Source organism: Streptococcus oralis subsp. dentisani, assembly GCF_002860905.1.
GTDB classification, from domain to species: Bacteria; Bacillota; Bacilli; order Lactobacillales; family Streptococcaceae; genus Streptococcus; species Streptococcus oralis_BA.
Genome location: NZ_PKIG01000012.1, coordinates 1 through 19,530, shown reverse-complemented (window position 1 = coordinate 19,530; position 19,530 = coordinate 1). Strand labels below are relative to the sequence as shown.

Here is a 19,530-nt window from a genome sequence, read left to right as displayed (position 1 = left end):
TCGATTCATTTTGGTTACAAAAGCAATAAAATCAAGCATTAGTAAAACCAATGGAACTTACCCTGACACGGATTTCCACTGGTTTTTAGGATCTTTATCAGACTAACTTCCACTTGGATTAACGGTGGAAGTTAGTTTGGGAATTTACCTTTTCTTTTACTTTTTTCTGCCAAGAGGCTAAAAGCATGCTGAGGTAAAAAATGCTCATCATAATAGGAACACCAAGAATGGTCTTTTCATGATAAAAAATCGTCAAATAGGCTGAAAAGACAACGCCAAGGACAAAACTACTAAGCAGGCTAACAAATATAAATCCTTCACGCAAAAAAGGTGTGTGCTTGGTTCGGAAATAATCTCCAAAAGCCAGCATGGTCCGTTTGATATTCCCTGTCATAAAAGCGTTATTATAGGCAATACCCGACACTTCTCCAAAAGCAGTTGTCACCAACCCCATACAAAAGGCCAAGGGCGGTGCTAGATAGATATTATCTACAGTCTGTGGTACAAAACCAATAATGATTGATAGGATTGCCAAAGGAATCAGTGACAGAATTGGCTTTTTCACAATTCTCAATTTTTCCTTATAAATCGTTAGTAAAAAGACCCCCATCATAAAAGCTAGCAAGGTCATTACTTTGGCACTAGCATCTGAAACATTGTGTTGAATGAGCCCCACTGATAGAAAGACGACATTCCCAGTTTGTCCAGCTACAAGGGTATTCCCTCGCACAATAAAAGTATAAGCGTCTACATATCCTGCACAAAAAGTCAAAAAAAGCGCTAGCCTCTTAGACTGACGTGATATTTTTCTAATAGGTAATAACCTCATTTTCCCTCCCATTTCATTTACTCATCTCATTATTGTACCACTTTCTTTGGGAAAGTCCTAGTAGCTTATTTTAAAATTTTTACCCTCTGTTGGATAGTCCCGTCTATCTATGTTATAATGAAAGAAGGAATTGAAGTCGGAAAAGGAGTATCTATGCTTAAATTAGGTGTCATCGGAACAGGCGCTATCAGCCATCACTTTATAGAGGCGGCACATGCCAGTGGAAAATACCAGCTGGTCGCTGTCTATTCTAGAAAACTTGAAACCGCAGCAACCTTTGCTTCTCGCTATCAGAATATCCAACTATTCGATCAATTAGAAGTCTTATTCAAATCTTCCTTTGATGTGGTCTATATTGCTAGCCCAAACTCCTTGCATTTTGCTCAGGCAAAAGCTGCCTTGTCTGCTGGTAAACATGTCATTCTTGAAAAGCCAGCCGTCACTCAGCCACAAGAATGGCTGGATTTGATTCACACAGCTGAGAAAAATCACTGTTTTATATTCGAAGCAGCTCGCAATTACCATGAAAAAGCTTTCACTATCATCAAAAACTTTTTAGCAGACAAACATGTGTTGGGAGCAGATTTCAACTATGCCAAGTATTCTTCCAAAATGCCTAACTTGTTGACTGGGGAGACACCAAATGTCTTTTCAGACCGTTTTGCTGGTGGAGCTCTTATGGATTTAGGGATTTATCCCCTCTACGCTGCCGTTCGTCTCTTTGGAAAAGCTAAGGATGCAACCTATCAGGGGCAACAGCTTGACAATAGCATTGACCTAAATGGAGATGGTATCCTCTTATACCCAGACTATCAAGTTCATATTAAGGCTGGAAAAAACATCACTTCCAATCTCCCTTGCGAGATTTATACGACAGATGGAACCCTGACGCTCAACACTATCGAACATGTCAGCTCGGCTATTTTTACCGACCACCAAGGAAATCAAGTCCAGCTCCCTATCCAACAAGCTCCCCATACGATGACTGAGGAAGTCGGTGCATTTGCACAGATGATCCAGCAACCAGAACAGACACTCTACCAGAATTGGCTGGAAGATGCAAGCTCTGTTCATGACCTACTATATACCATGCGCCAGACTGCTGGCATTAGATTTGAGGCAGAAAATGAAAACTAAACTACCGACTGAATGGCAAGAACTGAGTGACCAACTCGGTTTCCAAGAATTCACTCCCATTCAAACTCAACTATTTGAGCCCCTTCTTGCTGGAGAAAACCTCCTAGGAGTGAGCCCAACAGGAACTGGTAAGACCCTAGCTTACCTCCTTCCAAGTCTTCTCCGACTACAAAAGAAAAAAGCCCAGCAACTCTTGATTCTAGCACCAAATACTGAGCTTGCTGGACAGATTTTTGATGTATGTAAAACGTGGGCAGAGACTATCGGTTTGACAGCCCAACTCTTCCTATCAGGTTCAAGTCAAAAACGCCAGATTGAACGCCTAAAAAAAGGACCAGAAATTCTGATTGGAACCCCTGGCCGTATCTTTGAACTCATTAAATTGAAAAAAATCAAGATGATGAATGTGGAAACCATCATCCTGGATGAATTTGACCAATTGCTCGATGATTCTCAGATACACTTTGTCGAGAAAATCACTCACTACGCACCGCGTGACCATCAACTCGTCTACATGAGTGCCACGACCAAGTTTGACCAAAAGAAGATTGCGCCTAACACACGTACCATTGATCTTTCTGAACAAAAATTGGACAACATCCAACATTTCTACATGCAGGTAGATCAACGTCACCGAGTGGATATGCTACGAAAGCTGGCTCATGTAGAGGATTTCCGAGGTCTTGTCTTCTTTAACAGCCTATCAGACCTTGGAAGTGCAGAAGAAAAACTACAGTATCGGGATATCTTGGCTGTTTCCCTCGCTAGTGATGTCAATGTCAAATTTAGAAAAGTCATCTTAGAAAAGTTTAAAGATAAGCAACTAACCCTACTCCTTGCAACTGACCTTTTGGCTCGTGGAATTGATATCGATAGCCTAGAATGTGTCGTAAACTTTGATATTCCTAGAGATAGCGAAACCTACACACACCGTGCTGGCCGTACTGGCCGTATGGGCAAGGAAGGTTATGTTATCACTCTCGTCACTCATCCAGAAGAGCTTAAAAAACTCAAGAAATTCGCAAGTGTCCGTGAAATTGTCCTAAAAAATCAAGAACTCTATATCAAATAAAGCCCCCTTTGCTCTGTGCCCATCAAGTGTATAGAGCTTTTTTATGTAAACAATTCTTCAATTTTATACTCAATGAAAATCAAAGATCAAACTAGGAAGCTAGCCGCAGGCTGTACTTGAGTACGGCAAGGTGACGCTGACGTGGATTGAATTTGATTTTCGAAGAGTATTAGTTCAATATCTGAAAAAAAGAACCTCGCAAAGCAAGATTCTTTTAGTGTCTGACTTAAATAATTGTTCTTCTGGGAACTAAATCGAATTAAGCTTCGATTTCTGTAACCATACCTGAACCAACAGTACGTCCACCCTCACGGATAGAGAATGTAGTACCTTGTTCTACGGCGATTGGGTGGATCAACTCAACGTCGATTGTCACGTTATCACCAGGCATTACCATTTCAGTACCTGCTGGAAGTTCGATTGAACCTGTAACGTCAGTAGTACGGAAGTAGAATTGTGGACGGTAGTTGTTGAAGAATGGAGTGTGACGTCCACCTTCTTCTTTAGTAAGGATGTAAACTTCACCTTTGAATTTAGTGTGTGGGTTGATTGAACCTGGTTTAGCGATAACTTGTCCACGTTCGATTTCATCACGTTGAACACCACGAAGAAGGACACCTACGTTATCTCCGGCAAGACCTTCGTCAAGTTGTTTACGGAACATTTCAACACCAGTAACAACTGCTTTTTGAGTTTCTTCTTTGATACCAACGATTTCGATTTCGTCGTTGACTTTAACGATACCACGGTCGATACGTCCTGAAGCAACTGTACCACGTCCAGTGATTGAGAATACGTCTTCGACTGGAAGAAGCAATGGTTTGTCAGTGTCACGTTCTGGTTCTGGGATGTACTCATCAACTGTGTTCATCAATTCCATAACGATGTCTTCGTATTTAGTGTCACCTTCAAGGGCTTTAAGAGCTGAACCTTGGATAACTGGAAGATCGTCACCTGGGAAGTCGTATTCTGACAATAGGTCACGGATTTCCATTTCAACCAATTCAAGCAATTCTTCGTCGTCAACCAAGTCAACTTTGTTCATGAAGACGATAAGGTGTTTAACACCAACCTGACGTGAAAGAAGGATGTGCTCACGAGTTTGTGGCATTGGTCCGTCAGTTGAAGCTACTACAAGGATAGCTCCGTCCATTTGAGCGGCACCAGTGATCATGTTTTTAACGTAGTCCGCGTGTCCTGGAGCGTCGATGTGAGCGTAGTGACGTTTTTCAGTTTCGTACTCAACGTGCGCAGTGTTGATAGTGATACCGCGTTCGCGTTCTTCTGGAGCAGCATCGATAGACGCATAGTCTTTAGGTTGGTTAACTGATGAAGGCAAGCGACGTGCCAAAACAGTTGTGATAGCTGCAGTTAGGGTAGTTTTACCGTGGTCAACGTGTCCGATAGTACCAATGTTAACGTGTGGTTTACTACGATCGTATTTTTCTTTTGCCATTTGAGTAAAAGCCTCCAATAAAATATATTTTATAGATAGACAGTAGGCAATACAGTCTAACTTTCCTTACTATTTTATCAAATTTCAGCTAAATTGCAAGTGTTTTACAAAGTTTTTGTGAATTATTCTTAATAGGCTAATCTAAATGGCACTTCTACTCCTATAATTTACCTAAAGAAAAAGAAAAATCAGGAATTTCCTGACTTTTACTTAGCTAATTCTCTTTCTCGTTCTTTCATTGTTTTATGATTTTCATACAAACGTGATAAGAACTTAGAAATTTCTTTTAAGATAGAATAGGTTGGTACTGCGACAATCATACCAATGACACCATAGATATTACTTGATAACAAAAGTAATACTAAAATCGTAATTGGATGAACTTTCATCACACCACCAACGATTCGAGGGTAAAGGATATTTCCATCCACTTGTTGAATGATTAGCATGTAAACAACTGCAATTAGCATTCTATGAGGATCAGTAAAGACATTGGCAATAATCATCGGAATCAAGCCAATACTTGGTCCCACATAAGGAATGAGATTGGCCAATCCTGAAAAGATGGCAAAGACCAAAGCGTATTTCAAACCAATCACGCTATATCCGATAAAGGCCAAACAACCGATAATAATGGCATCAATTGCGACTCCACTAATATAGCGAGCAATCGTCGCATTTAAATTCTTTAAGAGACCTGCAATATGCAAGCGATCCCTCTTTAGAATCGTTCTTTCAAGCATGGGCAAGAATTTATGTCCATCTAGTAAGAAATAAACCAAAAAAACTGGAGTCATAATCAAAATCAAAACAGTACTGATAAGAGCTGACAAGACGCTCCCCACACTATTTGATACGCTATTTAGGATATTCTGAAGAATATCAACATAGGATAAGTTTAACTGCTGAATTGTAGCTTCTACATCCAAATTCTGGAGCGCAGGGTAATTAGATAAGTCTATGATTAAGTCTTGTACCCGACTATAAATAGTTTGACTAGATATAATCAAACTAGATAACTGATTAATCAAAATAGGTAAGAGATAGACAACACCTATGACCATTCCCCAGACCAAAGCACACAAGGTAATTAAAATACCAAGTAAACGATTGAGTTTACAGACTTTATTTAAGAAAGTAACAATAGGGTTTGTCAAATAATAAAGAAAGCCCCCTAATAAAAATGGAATCATAATTGTATTAAGCACACTAACAAAAGGGTTAATCAAAGACCCCATCTGTCTCCATAGGTAAAAGATGATGGTTAAGAGTAAAATTTCTGTGGTCCAAAAAAATAATTTATTTCTACGAAACATGAGCTACCTCCCTCACTCTATTTTACCATATTTTCAAAAAGCTTAACGGATGAATTATTAAAGCAAGAATATTTTTTTTCTTTATGATAGAATAAGACTACTATGAAAAAAATATTTTTAACTTTATTAACTGTCTCCCTTTTAGGAGGTGCTTCTACTGCTGCTGCTCAAGATTTTAATATTGCTGCAAAACATGCCATTGCTGTTGAGGCAAATACTGGTAAAATTCTCTATGAGAAAGATGCAACTCAACCTGTCGAAATTGCTTCTATAACAAAACTACTTACCGTTTACCTGGTCTATGAAGCACTCGAAAATGGAAGTATCACACTATCCACCCCAGTAGATATTTCTGATTATCCTTATCAATTGACGACAAATTCTGAAGCCAGTAATGTTCCTATGGAGGCCCGTAATTATACTGTCGAAGAGTTGCTTGAAGCAACTCTGGTATCTAGTGCCAACAGCGCCGCTATTGCCCTAGCTGAGAAAATTGCTGGCTCAGAAAAAAACTTCGTTGATATGATGCGAGTAAAACTCTTGGAATGGGGAATCAAAGATGCCACGGTTGTCAATACAACTGGTCTTAACAACGAGACTCTAGGAGATAATATTTACCCAGGATCTAAAAAAGATGATGAAAATAAACTCAGTGCATATGATGTCGCTATCGTTGCTCGCAACCTCATCAAAAAATACCCACAAGTCTTGGAAATCACTAAAAAACCTTCATCTACTTTTGCTGGGATGACAATCACTTCTACCAACTACATGTTAGAGGGTATGCCTGCTTATCGCGGTGGTTTTGATGGCCTTAAGACAGGAACAACAGACAAGGCTGGAGAATCTTTTGTTGGTACTACTGTCGAAAAAGGCATGAGGGTTATCACAGTCGTTTTGAATGCAGATCATCAAGACAATAATCCTTACGCTCGGTTTACAGCTACATCTTCCCTAATGGATTATATTTCTTCTACATTTACACTTCGTAAAATCGTGCAAAAAGGCGATGCCTATCAAGATAGCAAAGCACCTGTACAAGATGGAAAAGAAGATACGGTCACTGCAGTGGCCCCAGAGGATATCTATCTAATTGAACGTGGTGGGAATCAATCTTCCCAATCTATTCAATTTACACCTGATTCTAAAACAATCCCCGCACCACTTGAAGCTGGAACAGTGGTTGGCCATTTGACTTACGAAGACAAGGATTTGATTGGTCAAGGTTACATTACCACAAAACGTCCTAGTTTCGAAATGCTAGCAGAAAAGAAAGTTGAAAAAGCTTTCTTCTTAAAAGTTTGGTGGAATCAGTTTATCCGATTTATCAACGAGAAATTATAAAACATACTGAGCAAAAGATTGCTCCAAAATAGAGACAGAGCAAAAAAACTTTAAAGTCAAATACGCATAGTATCAGGTATTAAAAAAACTTGATATTATGCGTTTTATTGTGGTAATATTTACTTCGTTTTCTCCTAAAATTGAATTTTATCCTAGTTTTTTTTGAGATATTTTTTTCATTACTTTGGGAAGATAACTGCTGATCTCCGTTGGCAAGACTACATACTGTTCTTGAGCTAGTTCTTGAGCAATAGCTGAATGAAGATGAGTCGCTACGGTTACACGCTCGTAGAGACTGGCCTGCCGAAATTGACCTGCAAATCCTGCAATCATTCCAGCTAGAGTATCTCCCATTCCCCCAGTAGCCTGATAGGGACCGCCAACCTGTAACTGGTAAAAATCAGGTTGGCCAACTTGCCAAATACGAGTAGCTGGACCTTTCTCTACCAAAATTGTTCCTTGAGGGAAGGAAGTTAGGGCACTAGCCGTTGCATCTTCGTTTTGCTTTTCAATAGCAATACCAGACAGCTTTTCCCACTCCTTTTGGTGGGGAGTTAGGATAAGCTGGTTAGATGGAAATGACAAACTTATCCTAGCAAGGATGGTTAAGGCCCCTCCGTCTACAATCAAAATCTGATTTTGACTTAAATTAACAAAGACTTGTTTTACTAGATTTTCTCCAAAAGCATCGTCTCGTAAACCAGGCCCCAGCAAGACAACTTCTGCCTTCTCCAATTGCTCTTTTAACAATTGCTGGTCTTGAAGAGAAAAGGCCATAGCCTCAGGCAAATGACTGTGCAGAGCTGGAATATTTTCCCTGTCCGTTCCAACGGTCACCAATCCTGCACCGCTTTTTACAGCTGCCAAAGCAGCCATGATGATGGCACCACCATAAGGATAAGTCCCACCCAGCAACAGCAGACGACCGTAGTCTCCTTTATGACTTGTACAAGAACGTTCAATAATGACTTTTTCTAGTAAGGCTTGATCAATCACTTTCATCTTTTTTCCTCTCGCATTTATTATACAACAAAAAGGAGGCGCAGACCTCCTTTTGTAATTTTATTTTTACAATTATTGTATGCCATTTCAGATATAACTATAGAAAATACACTCTCTTCAGCGATTTTTCTCTTATTTTCTATCCAATGTCCGAAGTGCTGCTTGATAAGTTTGCTCCATCAGCATGGTAATGGTCATAGGACCGACACCTCCAGGTACTGGCGTGATGTAGCTTGCAAGTGGGGCAATCGCCTCATAATCAACATCACCACAGAGCTTACCATTTTCATCGCGGTTCATCCCAACGTCAATGACCACGGCACCTGGTTTGACAAAGTCAGCAGTCACAAACTTGGCGCGGCCGATTGCGACCACAAGAATATCCGCTTTTGCAGCCACCTTGGCAAGATTATGAGTCCGTGAGTGGGTCAAAGTCACTGTAGCATTCTTGGCCAAAAGAAGCTGGGCCATAGGTTTTCCAACGATATTGGAACGACCGATGACGACCGCATTTTTACCTTCCAAGTCAATCCCATATTCATGAAACATTTCCATAATTCCTGCAGGTGTTGATGGAATCATGACTGGATGTCCAGACCAAAGGCGTCCCATATTTAGAGGATGAAAACCATCCACATCCTTTTCTGGGTCAATAGCCAATAGAACCGCCTCTTCATCAATGTGTTTTGGTAATGGCAACTGGACCAAAATCCCATGCCAAGCTGGATCCTGATTATATTTAGCAATCAGGTCTAACAATTCCTCTTGAGTAATAGTCTCTGGAAATCGCACTACTTCGCTACGGAAACCAGCCGCAAGAGCTGACCTCTCCTTGTTGCGAACGTAGACTTGGCTGGCTGGATCGTCCCCAACCAAAATCACTACCAAACCAGGCACTAGACCTGTTTCTTCCTTTAATTTTGCAGTCTTTTCAGCCAACTGCCCCTGCAATTTGGCCGCTAAAGCTTTCCCATCAATAATCTGTGTCATATCACTTCTCTTTTCTTTCAAATATCTTCCATTATACCAAAAACTGCTAGCACCCTCTAACACTTCTTTCCTAGGCTATCCTATAGTTTCAAACTATAAGAAAAAGCTCTGGTTGAGCTTTTCACTAATCTTGTCTTGAAATTTTAAAATAGATTATAAAACCTTACTCAAGAAGTCCTTAGTCCGTTGTTCTTGGGTTTGTTCAAAAATCTGCTCAGGTGTCCCATCTTCAACAACTACACCGTCTGCCATAAAGATAACACGATCTGCCACCTCACGCGCAAATCCCATCTCATGTGTTACGATAACCATAGTCATCCCTGACTTGGCAAGGTCTTGCATAACAGCCAATACCTCACCTACCATTTCAGGATCCAAGGCTGAAGTTGGCTCGTCAAAGAGCAAAACATCTGGTTCCATAGCCAACCCACGCGCGATGGCAATCCGTTGTTGCTGACCACCTGACAAACTCTGTGGATAAGCATCTGCCTTATCTGGCAAACCAACTTTTTCCAAAAGCTCTTGGGCTCTCTTCTCAGCAACTTCCCTGCTCTCACCTTTGGTCTTGATAGGTGACAAGGTGATATTTTCCATCACAGTCATATTAGGAAAGAGATTGAATTGTTGGAAAACCATGCCCATCTTCTCACGCATGGCAAAGAGGTCATTCTTCTTATCCGTAATATCGACTCCCTCAAAGATAACTTTCCCCTTGGTCGCTTCTTCCAACAAATTCATAGAACGAAGCAAGGTAGATTTCCCGCTCCCTGAAGGACCGATGATAACGACAACTTCTCCTCTTTTAATCTCGAGGTTGATGCCCTTCAATACTTCATTCTTTCCAAATGATTTATGTAAATTTTCAATTTTTATCAAGGTTTCTGTCATTATTTCTTATCTCCTTGTCCCATACGTTTTTCAAAAGCTTTCAAGGCTACGGTCAAAATAGAGGTCATAATCAAGTAGTAAAAGGCTGCAAATAAAAGTGGTGTTAAAGGTAGATAGGTTGTTGTAGAAACTGTTGTAGCCCCGTTCCACAACTCCATAACACCGATAGCTGATAAGAGGGAGCTGTCCTTGATAATGGTAATAAATTCGTTCCCCAATGCTGGCAAGATATTTTTGATTGCTTGTGGCAAAATCACATATCTCATAGCATTTTTAGGACGAATCCCTAGCGAATAAGCCGCTTCTAGCTGACCTTTTGGAACTGCATTAATCCCAGCACGAACAGTCTCAGAAACATAAGCACCACTGTTCATAGAGATAATCAAAATCCCTGGAATCAGACGAGAAAGATCAACACCTAAAATTCCAACCTGAATAGTCGGAGCATTGATGTGCATAAGGGCAAAGGCAATCATAATCTGAACCATCATCGGTGTCCCACGGAAAATCCAAACGTACAAGTTGGCAAGCCAAACAAGCGGTTTAAACTTTGAACGTTGCCCAAAAGCCAAGACAACACCCAAAATAGTTCCCAAAAAGACAACACAGATAGAAATGAGAACCGTCACGACAGCCCCATAGTTAAAATAAGGTAAATACTTAGGCAAAAAAGAAAAATTCATAGTCACACTGCTTTCTAAAATAGAATTCTGTATGATTATAACATGTATTGAATTAAAATTCAAACTTTTTATCCGATTTATTCAAAAAAACTTAAAACTAGTAGATTTAGCGAGAAATCTTAGTTTTTTCTAGTCAAGTTGGCCTCCTTTATGGTAAAATAGTAACGATAAGAAATGAAGGAGAATCAAAATGGAATCACATTTGGTTAGAATCATCAACCGCCTGGAAGCAATGGCAAAAGACGGCGGAAATTTAAAACGTAATTTTGAACGCGAAGGAGTTGTTGTTGCAGAAGTTGCATACAGCCACGACGAAGAAAACGGATCAATTTTTACCCTTCGTGATGTCGAAGCTCGCGAAACTTATACGTTTGACAGCATTGACTTGATTGCAATGGAGATTTACGAACTCCTTTACTAATACAAAACAAGCTGGGATTACACCCTGCATGTCTAACCAAAATCCTTTTTGTCTCACAAATAGGATTTTTTTATAGTCCAAATTCACAAAGATTTTCATTGTAACAACTTCTCAAAGCTGCAATCTTTTTACTTGCTTTACACCCCAATCCTGTTATAATGAGAGTATAGAAATTTGACTATTTTTGACCTTTAGATAGGTCCGGCTAAAGAAAGAAATGAGGTAGATGTATGCTTTGTCAAAACTGTAAAATCAACGACTCAACAATTCATCTTTATACCAATCTCAATGGAAAGCAAAAACAAATTGACCTCTGTCAAAACTGCTATAAGATTATCAAGACAGATCCTAATAATAGCCTCTTTAAAGGTATGACGGATCTGAACAATCGTGACTTTGATCCATTTGGTGATTTCTTCAATGACCTAAACAATTTTAGACCTTCTAGCAATACTCCTCCTATTCCCCCAACCCAATCAGGTGGAGGTTACGGTGGAAACGGCGGTTATGGTTCCCAAAATCGTGGATCTGCTCAAACTCCGCCACCAAACCAAGAAAAAGGCCTGCTGGAAGAATTTGGTATCAACGTAACTGAAATTGCCCGTCGTGGAGATATAGACCCTGTTATTGGGCGCGACGATGAAATTATTCGTGTCATCGAGATTCTCAATCGCAGAACCAAGAATAATCCTGTTCTTATCGGTGAACCAGGTGTCGGAAAAACGGCCGTTGTCGAAGGTCTAGCTCAGAAAATCGTTGATGGCGATGTTCCACATAAACTCCAAGGAAAACAAGTCATCCGTTTGGATGTGGTTAGCTTGGTTCAAGGAACGGGGATCCGAGGGCAATTTGAAGAACGCATGCAAAAGCTCATGGAAGAAATTCGCAAACGTGAGGACATCATCCTCTTTATCGATGAAATCCATGAAATTGTCGGTGCTGGTTCTACTGGCGATGGCAACATGGATGCTGGAAATATCCTCAAACCAGCCCTTGCTCGTGGGGAACTGCAACTGGTCGGTGCCACTACCCTCAATGAATACCGTATCATTGAAAAGGATGCAGCCCTAGAGCGTCGTATGCAGCCTGTCAAGGTCGATGAACCAACAGTGGAAGAAACAATCACTATCCTCAAAGGGATTCAAAAGAAATACGAAGACTACCACCACGTTCAATATACCGATGCTGCAATTGAAGCAGCTGCAACTCTTTCTAATCGCTACATCCAAGACCGCTTCTTGCCTGACAAGGCCATTGACCTCCTAGACGAAGCTGGTTCTAAGATGAACTTGACCTTGAATTTTGTAGACCCTAAAGTAATTGATCAACGCTTGATTGAGGCTGAAAATCTCAAATCTCAAGCTACACGAGAAGAAGATTTTGAAAAGGCCGCCTACTTCCGTGACCAGATTGCCAAGTATAAGGAAATGCAAAAGAAAAAGGTCACAGACCAGGATACTCCTATCATCAGTGAAAAAACTATTGAGCACATTATCGAGCAGAAAACCAATATCCCTGTTGGTGATTTAAAAGAGAAAGAACAATCTCAACTCATCCATCTAGCCGAAGATCTCAAGTCTCATGTTATTGGACAGGATGATGCTGTCGATAAGATTGCCAAGGCTATTCGCCGGAATCGTGTCGGTCTCGGTACGCCTAACCGTCCAATTGGAAGCTTCCTCTTTGTCGGGCCAACCGGTGTCGGTAAGACAGAACTTTCCAAACAACTAGCCATTGAACTTTTTGGTTCTGCTGACAGCATGATTCGCTTTGACATGAGTGAATACATGGAAAAACACAGCGTTGCTAAGTTGGTCGGTGCCCCTCCAGGTTATGTTGGTTACGATGAGGCTGGGCAATTAACTGAAAAAGTTCGCCGCAATCCATATTCTCTTATTCTCTTGGATGAAGTAGAGAAAGCCCATCCAGATGTTATGCACATGTTCCTCCAGGTCTTGGACGATGGTCGTTTGACAGATGGGCAAGGACGTACCGTTAGCTTCAAGGATGCCATCATTATCATGACCTCAAATGCAGGGACAGGTAAGGCTGAAGCCAGCGTTGGTTTTGGTGCTGCTAGAGAAGGACGTACCAATTCTGTTCTCGGTGAACTCGGTAACTTCTTTAGCCCAGAGTTTATGAACCGTTTTGATGGTATTATCGAATTTAAGGCTCTCAGCAAGGATAACCTCCTTCAGATTGTCGAGCTTATGCTAGCAGACGTTAACAAGCGCCTTTCTAGCAACAATATCCATCTCGATGTGACAGACAAGGTCAAGGAAAAATTGGTTGACCTCGGTTATGATCCAAAAATGGGAGCACGCCCACTCCGCCGTACCATTCAAGACTATATAGAGGACGCAATCACTGACTACTACCTTGAAAATCCAAGCGAAAAAGACCTCAAGGCAGTTATGACCAGCAAAGGCAAGATTCAAATCAAATCTGCCAAAAAAGCAGAAGTTAAAACTTCTGAGACAGAAAAATAAATACTATAGAAAAGAAGTAGAAAATGAAAATTTTCTGCTTCTTTTTTACTAAAATAACTGTAATTTCTTGACAGCTTGCCCTTTGTCCATTATGATAATAATAACGATACTAGATAATGAGGAAAATTCAATGGCAAACCCAACTTTCGGAGAAAAAAAGCGAATACAGATTATGTTGCACGCTATGGAGTGTATGCAGTTATCCCTGACGCTGAACAAAAACAAATTGTTCTTGTTCAAGCACCCAATGGCGCCTGGTTCCTACCAGGTGGTGAAATTGAAGCAGGTGAAAATCATCAAGAAGCCCTAAAGCGTGAATTGATTGAAGAGCTTGGATTCACAGCTGAAATTGGTACCTATTACGGACAAGCTGACGAATATTTCTACTCTCGTCATCGTGACACCTACTACTACAATCCTGCCTATCTCTATGAAGCGACTTCTTTCAAAGAAGTGCAAAAGCCACTAGAAGACTTTAATCATATTGCCTGGTTCCCTATTGACGAGGCTATTGAAAATCTCAAACGTGGTAGCCATAAATGGGCTATTGAATCTTGGAAAAAACAGCATAAGATTGACTAAATCCAGCTACTTTATTCAAAAAGTGCTATAATAGAATTAGAAAATCGGAGGAAATGTTATGAAGCTAATCAATACGACAAACTCACACTCGCAACTTGTAAAAAGCCAGCTAGAAAGTACAGATGCAACCCTTGTTGAGGTTTATTCTGCAGGGAATACCGATGTTATTTTTACTCAAGCTCCGCTTCACTATGAAATCCTCATCTCAAACAAACACCGCGCTATTCGCGAACCTGAAATCGAAGCGATTCAAGAATTTTTCTTGAAACGTAAAATTGATAAGGACTCTATTGATGAGGCCAATATCAAAACCCTCTATTCAGAAAAATTAATTGGGATTTCGATTCCAATCAAGTAAAGAAGTTAAGTAAAAACTCGATTCGAGAAAAAATCCAGTAAGTCTTTCCATAATAAAACGCATAGTAGCAAAGTTTCTACACCTGCTATTATGCGTTTTTATAATTTTGAAGTCTATTGCTAATCAATGAAAAATCAAAGAGCAAACTAGAAAGCTAGCCACAGGTTGCTCAAAGCATAACTTTGAAGCTGCAGATAAGACTGACGAAAGCAATGGCATATATAAGGCAAGGCGAAGCTGATGTGGTTTGAAGAGATTTTCGAAGAGTATAAAACACTGTTTTGAGGTGGTGGATAAATCGGCTGGGCAAAAACTCAATCTCAGGAGAAAATGAAGTAAATCTCCCCACAACTATAAAAAAGATTTGATTCTGCTTCTCACACAATCAAATCTTTTTATTATTTTAGAAACGAATTGTTTCACGTGTTTTCTCATATGAGGTAACAAAGCGGTTGGTTACACCAGGCTCTGCCACTTCCAATGCTTGAGAAATCTTGTCAAACGAAGCGCGATAATCAAATTCTTTCTCAAAAATATCTAAAGCTTCATTAAAGGCTTCTTGAATACGTTCATCAAATGAGCGGTAGCGGTTAGAATATTGTAAAAGTTGCTCTGTCAAGGTTGCATACTGTACAATATTATAAGTTTCCGCCTCAAGCTCTTCCATATCCTTCGTTGCAATTTCAAGAATACGGTTAACTGATTCTATATTGACTAAGTTTTGCTCTAATTCAGCCATTAGATCTTCCGTATTATTACTTGCTGTAAAGAATAACTTCAAGAAAGTTTGTGGAATACCAGGTAGGTTCCGTTTTTCCATATATCTCTTGATTGTATGGAGACGATTAACATATACATTTGCTTTTTGACGTGCATTGATATCATCTTTCTCAACTCGTGCGAGACGCTCACTAACTGCAATTTGTTCATCTTCAATCTCTTTAAGATTTTCCTGCAGAGATTCAAGTTTTTCTTCAAGAATTGAATATGCTTGAGTTGCTTCATCCTGATCCGAAATCGCTTCAATAATAGCAGTCTCAAAGCTTTCTAATTCGGACTGTAAACGACGAACATGACTTGCATCCGACTCAGAAAGTAAATAGTTTTTACTCAAACGCTCAATGTCTTCTATCAATAAAGCATTATTTTCCTTCATGTGCTGCAGATAAGTAGGAAGTGTTGCTACTAAACCTTCTACTACTTTCTGTGCCGCAATTTCTCTTGTAAAGATATCATAAAGTGCATTAATCTCTTCTTGGATTTGAGTATTTTCGTACTCTGCATTATCCAATTCTAGTTTCGCAATATTCTCATGATTTTTCTTGAGAGCTTCATAAAGCAGTTGGAAACGAGCTTCAATATCCGTTTCAGCAAAATGATAATTAGCATCTAAAAGCTTACGGTAGCCATCTTCTAAATCTTCCAGTTGATCAGGTAGGTCTTTAGATAATGTTGCTACAATTGCTGGTATACGATCAACAATATGCGTTAAAGCCAAAATATGATTTTCAGCATTATCCAAAATCACAGCTGCTTCTACTGGATCTCCAGACGAATTTAAAGTTACAAACTGAGAAAACTCTGATTGGATATTTTCCAATTGTTTTTCAATTTCAGATAAACCTTGGCCATATTCTTCAGAATGATCAGCAACTCTGTGTTGTAACTCCTCAAACAAGTCCAAGGTATGAAGAACACGTCCACTATTTTTAGACTCTTGTTTCTCCAAATCTGCTAAAGCATTGCGAATTGCTGCAATATCTTCTTCAATCAAGGTAATTTGACTCTCGATTTGATCAATTTGATGACTTGCTTTGAAAAAACGGAATGAGTTATTGTAGCCTTCTGCCTCGAAAAGATTATTTTCGATATCGGCAAAAGAATTAAGAGATAAATCAACCCATTTTTGATTCCATTCACGGAAAGTCACCTGACTTTGTCCAATCAAGTGCATATTTTTTACAGCTTCAACTTCATCATTAACCGGAAGATTATAAAGCTCTTCTTTTTTCTCTTCTAAAATTGCTAATTTACTTTCATTGCGCTTCCTTACATAGATTGCGATAGCATAGGCAATGACCAATAAAACTGCAACTGCAATTATTAAATAAATTACTAGTGTAGCAGACATATTAAACTCCTTTTTTACTTGAAACAATCGTAACGATTATATCATATTTTTTATACCAAGGGAACTACTTCTCCCTATTTTTAGACATCAAGTGTACTATAGACAGCATTTTCTTCAATAAACTCACGACGAGGCTCTACTCGATCCCCCATCAACATATCAAAGATTTTATCTGCTTCTGCAGCATCATCCACAGAAACTCTAGCCATCAAGCGATGTTCAGGATCCATGGTTGTTTCCCATAACTGATGGTCGTCCATTTCACCTAGACCCTTATAACGCTGAATAGTCGGTTTGGTACGACCTTCACTATAACGGGCCAAGGCTTCTTGGAGTTTGATTTCTTGATCTGCTCCTGGCTGGATATATTCTTTAATCTCGCTTCCAACCTTGACACCATAGATTGGTGGTTGGGCGATATAAACATAACCAGCTTCTAGAATTGGTTTCATATAACGATAAATCAAGGTTAAAAGAAGGGTACGAATGTGAGCACCATCGACATCGGCATCGGTCATCAAAACGAGTTTTTGGTAACGAGCTTTTGAAACATCAAATTCTGCACCGAATCCTGTTCCCATCGCTGTGAAAAGACTACGAATTTCTTCGTTGGCTAGAATTTTATCCATACTTGCCTTTTCAACGTTCAAAATCTTACCGCGAATCGGAAGGATTGCCTGAAATTCACGGTTACGACCAGATTTGGCTGAGCCACCAGCTGAGTCTCCTTCGACGATAAAGAGTTCTGTTTCAGCAGGATTGTTAGAAGAACAGTCTGCTAGTTTCCCTGGAAGGTTGGAAATTTCCAAACCAGATTTTTTACGAGTGACTTCACGCGCACGCTTGGCAGCCACACGAGCCTTAGCAGCTAAAATCCCTTTTTCCACGATACGTTTAGCAATCTGTGGATTTTCCATGAGGAAATCGGAGAAGGCATCACTGAAGAGGCGATTGGTAATCTTGACCACTTCGCTATTCCCCAGTTTGGTCTTAGTTTGTCCTTCAAACTGTGGATTTGGATGTTTAACTGAGATAACTGCAGTTAATCCTTCACGAACATCTTCCCCTGTTAGGTTGTCTTCATTGTCTTTCAGTAACTTATTTTTACGAGCATAGTCGTTGATAACACGAGTCAAGGCTGTACGGAAACCTTGTTCATGCGTTCCACCTTCATGGGTATGAATATTATTGGCGAAACTCATGACGTTTTCATGGTAACCCGTTGTATACTGCATGGCTACTTCAACTGTGATATCATCCATCTCACCATCTGTGTAGATTGGTGTATCAAAGATTACATCCTTGTTCTCATTGATATATTCAACGTAACTAGCAATCCCACCTTCGTAATGGTAATGTTTGGTTTGTTCCAAACCCTCACGCTTATCTGTGATGGAGATTTGAAGACCGCGATTTAGAAAGGCCAACTCTTGAATCCGTTTATTTAATTTATCGAAGTCAAATGTTGTTGTTTCAGTGAAGATTTCTGGGTCCGGTGTGAAGTGAACTGTTGTTCCCGTTTTATCCGTATCTCCAACCACCTCAAGGTCTGCGACAACATGACCACGACGGTATTCTTGGTAGTGAATCTTACCGTTTTTGTGGACATGAACATCTAATTGAGTGGAAAGGGCATTAACTACTGATGACCCTACTCCGTGAAGACCACCTGAAACCTTGTAGCCGCCACCGCCAAATTTTCCTCCAGCGTGAAGGACTGTAAAGACAGTCTCAACGGCAGGTCGACCTGTTTTTTCCTGAATATCGACTGGGATACCACGCCCATCATCAACAACTGTAATCGAATCATCTGGCTCAATAAAAACTTGAATATGGCTGGCAAATCCTGCCAAGGCCTCATCAATTGAGTTATCAACAATTTCCCAGACTAGATGGTGAAGACCTTCTTTTGAGGTTGACCCGATATACATCCCTGGACGCATACGAACAGCCTCTAAGCCCTCTAAAACTTGAATTTGACTGGCATCATAATCTTGTGCCTGCAGATTTTTGATTTCTTCTGTCATCTTATTCCTTTTTCTTACATGTCTAATACTTGTCTTAAATTCACGATACTGGTAAACAAGTGGGTAGCTAGTCCTGCAGCTTGCCCGGCTTCGATATCAATTGGTCGATCACCAATGACAAGACCAGAGCCAATCTGATATTTTTCTCTTAAATAAATCATAGACTCAGGATTTGGCTTTCTCTTAAAACCTGAGCTAGAAGTCACTACTTCCGTAAAATAGGTTGCTATAGAAGTTTTTTCTAAAATTTCTAAGACCTGATTATTTCGATGAGAGACCAAAAAATGACGGCCACCTTGATTTGAAATGTCTTCCAATAATTCAGAAACTCCTTCAAACAAAATCGGGTGTTCAAGCTCTCTGGCTTCATTTTCCTTGTATTTTTCTAAAAAATTCTCTAAATTGGGAGCGAATGTCTCAATCGCAAAATCAGTAGAAACCTTTAAAGCTTGATAGACACTGTCATGGTCTTGTGTGATGCCATACAGTGCCAATGTTTCAACAAATGCAGCTGTTGACGTTTCATAATTATCCAGTAAAGTTCCACCTAAATCCCAGATATAATCGTGATATTTCATACCCTTCATTATAGCATTTTTTTATGAAAAAAGCGATGATTTCCCTGATTTTTCCACATAAAAAACGGCTCTATAATATTTGTAGTGGGTAACCCCCTATGGATATTATGGAGCCTTTTTTGTGTAGAAAAAAAGTCCCATATGACCTATAATGAAAAGCGATCAAACAACTCATTAGAAAGAATCATATGGAACAATTACATTTTATCACAAAACTACTCGATATC

The 19,530-nt window shown here is 39.8% G+C and carries 16 protein-coding genes and 1 pseudogene; 7 read left to right on the top strand and 10 right to left on the bottom strand.

Annotated elements, in window-relative coordinates:
- Window positions 1-118: 118 nt before the first annotated feature.
- Window positions 119-829, bottom strand: coding sequence for a YoaK family protein (locus CYK16_RS10490; protein ID WP_180948769.1), 711 nt, complete (start codon window positions 827-829; stop codon window positions 119-121).
- 153 nt (window positions 830-982) lie between these two features.
- Here CYK16_RS10490 and CYK16_RS10485 point away from each other — a divergent pair, with 153 nt between their 5' ends.
- Window positions 983-1,966, top strand: a complete 984-nt coding sequence (locus tag CYK16_RS10485) for a Gfo/Idh/MocA family protein (protein WP_060805325.1) — start codon at window positions 983-985, stop codon at window positions 1,964-1,966.
- Window positions 1,956-3,038 carry a DEAD/DEAH box helicase gene (locus CYK16_RS10480; RefSeq protein WP_060805324.1) on the top strand — a complete coding sequence of 361 codons (1,083 nt, stop codon included), beginning with the start codon at window positions 1,956-1,958 and terminating at the stop codon, window positions 3,036-3,038. Before CYK16_RS10485 ends, CYK16_RS10480 begins: the two co-directional genes overlap by 11 nt.
- Window positions 3,039-3,297: 259 nt before the next feature.
- Here CYK16_RS10480 and tuf read toward each other — a convergent pair whose 3' ends face one another.
- Together tuf and cozE are read right to left on the bottom strand one after the other, a co-directional pair.
- Window positions 3,298-4,494: an elongation factor Tu gene (gene tuf / locus CYK16_RS10475; protein WP_001040726.1), complete on the bottom strand. Its 1,197-nt coding sequence runs from the start codon at window positions 4,492-4,494 to the stop codon at window positions 3,298-3,300.
- A gap of 206 nt (window positions 4,495-4,700) precedes the next feature.
- The gene (gene cozE, locus CYK16_RS10470) at window positions 4,701-5,810 is read right to left on the bottom strand and encodes a cell elongation protein CozE (RefSeq protein WP_060805323.1); all 1,110 of its coding nucleotides are present in this window, start codon (window positions 5,808-5,810) and stop codon (window positions 4,701-4,703) included.
- A gap of 102 nt (window positions 5,811-5,912) precedes the next feature.
- On the opposite strand from cozE, the gene pbp3 reads away from it, so the two are divergent.
- Entirely contained in the window at window positions 5,913-7,154 is a 1,242-nt protein-coding gene (gene pbp3, locus CYK16_RS10465) for a D-alanyl-D-alanine carboxypeptidase PBP3 (protein WP_060805322.1), read from the top strand.
- Between the two features lie 147 nt (window positions 7,155-7,301).
- Here pbp3 and CYK16_RS10460 read toward each other — a convergent pair whose 3' ends face one another.
- The 4 genes from CYK16_RS10460 to CYK16_RS10445 all read right to left on the bottom strand — a co-directional run bounded on the left by CYK16_RS10460 (window position 7,302) and on the right by CYK16_RS10445 (window position 10,717).
- Entirely contained in the window at window positions 7,302-8,156 is an 855-nt protein-coding gene (locus CYK16_RS10460) for an NAD(P)H-hydrate dehydratase (RefSeq protein WP_060805321.1), read from the bottom strand.
- A 132-nt stretch (window positions 8,157-8,288) separates the two neighbouring features.
- Window positions 8,289-9,146, bottom strand: a complete 858-nt coding sequence (locus CYK16_RS10455) for a bifunctional methylenetetrahydrofolate dehydrogenase/methenyltetrahydrofolate cyclohydrolase (RefSeq protein WP_180948768.1) — start codon at window positions 9,144-9,146, stop codon at window positions 8,289-8,291.
- Between the two features lie 153 nt (window positions 9,147-9,299).
- Window positions 9,300-10,034, bottom strand: coding sequence for an amino acid ABC transporter ATP-binding protein (locus tag CYK16_RS10450; RefSeq protein WP_000140960.1), 735 nt, complete (start codon window positions 10,032-10,034; stop codon window positions 9,300-9,302).
- Complete coding sequence (locus CYK16_RS10445) at window positions 10,034-10,717, bottom strand: amino acid ABC transporter permease (RefSeq protein WP_001011642.1); 684 nt, start codon at window positions 10,715-10,717, stop codon at window positions 10,034-10,036. Before CYK16_RS10445 ends, CYK16_RS10450 begins: the two co-directional genes overlap by 1 nt.
- A gap of 190 nt (window positions 10,718-10,907) precedes the next feature.
- On the opposite strand from CYK16_RS10445, the gene CYK16_RS10440 reads away from it, so the two are divergent.
- The 4 genes and pseudogenes from CYK16_RS10440 (at window position 10,908) to CYK16_RS10420 (ending at window position 14,567) form a co-directional block, all read left to right on the top strand.
- Window positions 10,908-11,138: a DUF1797 family protein gene (locus tag CYK16_RS10440; protein ID WP_000443570.1), complete on the top strand. Its 231-nt coding sequence runs from the start codon at window positions 10,908-10,910 to the stop codon at window positions 11,136-11,138.
- Window positions 11,139-11,368: 230 nt separating this feature from the next.
- Window positions 11,369-13,627: an ATP-dependent Clp protease ATP-binding subunit gene (locus tag CYK16_RS10430; protein WP_060805319.1), complete on the top strand. Its 2,259-nt coding sequence runs from the start codon at window positions 11,369-11,371 to the stop codon at window positions 13,625-13,627.
- A gap of 130 nt (window positions 13,628-13,757) precedes the next feature.
- Window positions 13,758-14,209: pseudogene (locus CYK16_RS10425) on the top strand (NUDIX hydrolase).
- 58 nt (window positions 14,210-14,267) lie between these two features.
- Entirely contained in the window at window positions 14,268-14,567 is a 300-nt protein-coding gene (locus CYK16_RS10420; RefSeq protein ID WP_060805318.1) for a DUF1827 family protein, read from the top strand.
- A 403-nt stretch (window positions 14,568-14,970) separates the two neighbouring features.
- Here CYK16_RS10420 and ezrA read toward each other — a convergent pair whose 3' ends face one another.
- From ezrA to CYK16_RS10400, 3 genes are all read right to left on the bottom strand, one after another.
- Window positions 14,971-16,698: a septation ring formation regulator EzrA gene (gene ezrA, locus CYK16_RS10410; protein WP_060805840.1), complete on the bottom strand. Its 1,728-nt coding sequence runs from the start codon at window positions 16,696-16,698 to the stop codon at window positions 14,971-14,973.
- Between the two features lie 80 nt (window positions 16,699-16,778).
- Window positions 16,779-18,725 (bottom strand): DNA topoisomerase (ATP-hydrolyzing) subunit B, encoded by a 1,947-nt coding sequence (gyrB, locus tag CYK16_RS10405; protein ID WP_000134041.1) that lies wholly within the window; start codon window positions 18,723-18,725, stop codon window positions 16,779-16,781.
- A gap of 14 nt (window positions 18,726-18,739) precedes the next feature.
- The gene (locus CYK16_RS10400; RefSeq protein ID WP_060805841.1) at window positions 18,740-19,303 is read right to left on the bottom strand and encodes an HAD family hydrolase; all 564 of its coding nucleotides are present in this window, start codon (window positions 19,301-19,303) and stop codon (window positions 18,740-18,742) included.
- Window positions 19,304-19,530 lie beyond the last annotated feature (227 nt).

Coding starts and splice junctions, on each gene's coding strand:
- CYK16_RS10490 (WP_180948769.1), bottom strand. CDS start 829: ATGAGGTTATTACCTATTAGAAAAATATCACGTCAGTCTAAGAGGCTA.
- CYK16_RS10485 (WP_060805325.1), top strand. CDS start 983: ATGCTTAAATTAGGTGTCATCGGAACAGGCGCTATCAGCCATCACTTT.
- CYK16_RS10480 (WP_060805324.1), top strand. CDS start 1,956: ATGAAAACTAAACTACCGACTGAATGGCAAGAACTGAGTGACCAACTC.
- tuf (WP_001040726.1), bottom strand. CDS start 4,494: ATGGCAAAAGAAAAATACGATCGTAGTAAACCACACGTTAACATTGGT.
- cozE (WP_060805323.1), bottom strand. CDS start 5,810: ATGTTTCGTAGAAATAAATTATTTTTTTGGACCACAGAAATTTTACTC.
- pbp3 (WP_060805322.1), top strand. CDS start 5,913: ATGAAAAAAATATTTTTAACTTTATTAACTGTCTCCCTTTTAGGAGGT.
- CYK16_RS10460 (WP_060805321.1), bottom strand. CDS start 8,156: ATGAAAGTGATTGATCAAGCCTTACTAGAAAAAGTCATTATTGAACGT.
- CYK16_RS10455 (WP_180948768.1), bottom strand. CDS start 9,146: ATGACACAGATTATTGATGGGAAAGCTTTAGCGGCCAAATTGCAGGGG.
- CYK16_RS10450 (WP_000140960.1), bottom strand. CDS start 10,034: ATGACAGAAACCTTGATAAAAATTGAAAATTTACATAAATCATTTGGA.
- CYK16_RS10445 (WP_001011642.1), bottom strand. CDS start 10,717: ATGAATTTTTCTTTTTTGCCTAAGTATTTACCTTATTTTAACTATGGG.
- CYK16_RS10440 (WP_000443570.1), top strand. CDS start 10,908: ATGGAATCACATTTGGTTAGAATCATCAACCGCCTGGAAGCAATGGCA.
- CYK16_RS10430 (WP_060805319.1), top strand. CDS start 11,369: ATGCTTTGTCAAAACTGTAAAATCAACGACTCAACAATTCATCTTTAT.
- CYK16_RS10420 (WP_060805318.1), top strand. CDS start 14,268: ATGAAGCTAATCAATACGACAAACTCACACTCGCAACTTGTAAAAAGC.
- ezrA (WP_060805840.1), bottom strand. CDS start 16,698: ATGTCTGCTACACTAGTAATTTATTTAATAATTGCAGTTGCAGTTTTA.
- gyrB (WP_000134041.1), bottom strand. CDS start 18,725: ATGACAGAAGAAATCAAAAATCTGCAGGCACAAGATTATGATGCCAGT.
- CYK16_RS10400 (WP_060805841.1), bottom strand. CDS start 19,303: ATGAAATATCACGATTATATCTGGGATTTAGGTGGAACTTTACTGGAT.